Genomic DNA, 1938 nt, shown 5'->3' with positions numbered 1-1938 from the left:
TCGCGATCGCCGCCCTAACGGACGCGCTGGGCGCGGCCGGAGCCCCGGGGGGGGCGGCGGGCCGCCGCCGCCCCCCTCCGCGAGCGCCCTGACGTGCCCGGCGCGCCGGCGCAGCAGCCGGCGCAGGTACGGGGCCAGCACCAGGCGGACCGCGAGGGCCCCGAGCGGGCCGCCGAGGGCGCTGACGGCCATCCGGTCCGTCATGCGGGTGCGCCCGTCGCCGAGGTCCTCGAACAGGTGCTCGTGGTGCAGGGAGCGGAAGGGACCGCGCACCTGCTCGTCGACGAAGCGGTGCGGGCGCTGGTGGGCGGTGACGCGGCTGGTCATGCGCCAGCGCACCCCGAGGTGGCGCGCGCGGAAGGTCACCTCGTCGCCGGGGCCCAGCAGGCGCCGGCCGCCGGGGGTGCTCGCCGTCTCGCCGCTGCCGGCCAGCGAGGCGGCGTACACGTCCACGTCCAGCTCCAGGTCGAAGAGCACCGCGGGGGCGGCGCGCACCAGCGTGACGACCTCGACGAGGGCGGGCACCGCGCCCGCCTAGCCCCGCCGGGCGCGCTCGCGGGCCCGGGCGTACTCCTCCAGCGCGACCTGCCGCTCGTGGGCGTGGTCGACGATGCGCTGCGGGTAGCCGTGCGCGTAGCCGTCGGCGACCTGCCAGGGGGTGTGGGCGCTCTTGCCGGGCAGGTGGCGCAGCTCGGGCACGTACCGGCGCACGTACTCCCCGTCCGGGTCGAACTTCAGCCCCTGGGTGACCGGGTTGAACACCCGGAAGAACGGCCCGGCGTCGGGGCCGGAACCGGCGACCCACTGCCAGTTGTGCATGTTGCTGGACAGGTCCGCGTCGCGCAGCCGGTGCATGAACTCGCGCCCGCCGTGCACCCACTCCACGTGCAGGTCCTTGACGAGGAAGCTGCCCACGATCAGGCGCACCCGGTTGTGCACCCAGCCGACGCTGCGCATCTGGCGCATGCCGGCGTCCACGACCGGGTAGCCGGTGCGGCCCTCGCACCAGGCCCGGAAGGCCTCGGAGTCCGGGCTCTCGTAGCGCAGGCGCGACAGCTGCGGGGAGTAGTACTCGCGCGCGCTGTCGGGGCGGTGCCACAGGACGTCGGCGTAGAAGTCGCGCCAGCGCAGCTCGCCGCGGTAGCCGGCCGCGCCGGGGCCCTCGTCGTCGCGCAGGTCGGCCAGCAGGGTGCGCGGGTGCAGCTCGCCCCACTTCAGCGCGTGCGAGAGCTGGCTGGTGCCGTCGAGGTCGGGGCGGTCGCGGCCGTGCTCGTAGCCGCCCAGGGCGTGCTCGCGGAAGGCGGCCCAGCGCGCCAGGGCGGCGTCCTCCCCGGCCGGGGGCAGGTCGATCCCGCCCAGGTCCGGCTCGGCGGGCAGTACGTCCCCGTCCACGCCGGGCCCGCCGCCGCGCACCCAGCGCACCGGCACGGGCGGGGCCGGGGCGGGCACGCCGCGGGCCAGCCAGGCGCGCGAGTACGCGCTGAACACCTGGAAGGGCGTGCCGGCGGCCGTGCGCAGCGCGCCGGGGCCGATGGCGTACGGGGTGCCGGTGCGCACCAGCTCGCGCCCGCCCGCGGCCAGGGCGGCCTCCACCGCCTCGTCGCGCCGGCGCCCGTACGGGCCGGCGTCGGCGCTGACGTGCACCCGCGCCGCACCCACCCGCTGCGCCACCCGGGGCACCACCTCGGCCGGGTCGCCGTGCTCGAGGACCAGGTGCCCACCCAAGGAGGCGTCCAGGGCGCGCAGGGAGCGCAGCAGGTAGGCCCGGCGCACGTCGCCGGAGGGCCCCCACAGGGCGTCGTCGAGCACGACCCAGGCCGGGCACGATGTAGCCCTGTTCGTCGAGGCGCTCGTCGACGGCGGCGGTGACCACGGTGACGTGGGCGTGCTGGTCGAACGCGGCGCGGACCACCTCGATGCCCTCGGGGGCGGCCAGCA

Annotated in this window: 2 protein-coding genes and 1 pseudogene; all 3 read right to left on the bottom strand. The window is 77.6% G+C overall.

Annotated elements, in window-relative coordinates; translation table 11 throughout:
• Positions 1–525: SRPBCC family protein (locus ACRYR7_RS25385; protein ID WP_432575160.1), on the bottom strand; the 525-nt coding region annotated here is incomplete at its 3' end.
• A gap of 9 nt (positions 526–534) precedes the next feature.
• Positions 535–1809 carry a cryptochrome/photolyase family protein gene (locus tag ACRYR7_RS25380; protein ID WP_432575158.1) on the bottom strand — a complete coding sequence of 425 codons (1275 nt, stop codon included), beginning with the start codon at positions 1807–1809 and terminating at the stop codon, positions 535–537.
• Between the two features lie 55 nt (positions 1810–1864).
• Positions 1865–1912, bottom strand: a pseudogene (locus ACRYR7_RS25375) (hypothetical protein); the annotation flags it as partial.
• Positions 1913–1938 lie beyond the last annotated feature (26 nt).

This window comes from Kineococcus gurbantunggutensis (assembly GCF_050871925.1).
GTDB lineage: Bacteria > Actinomycetota > Actinomycetes > Actinomycetales > Kineococcaceae > Kineococcus.
Note: the sequence above shows the minus strand (reverse complement) of the source record. Positions and strands in the feature narration are given on the sequence as shown.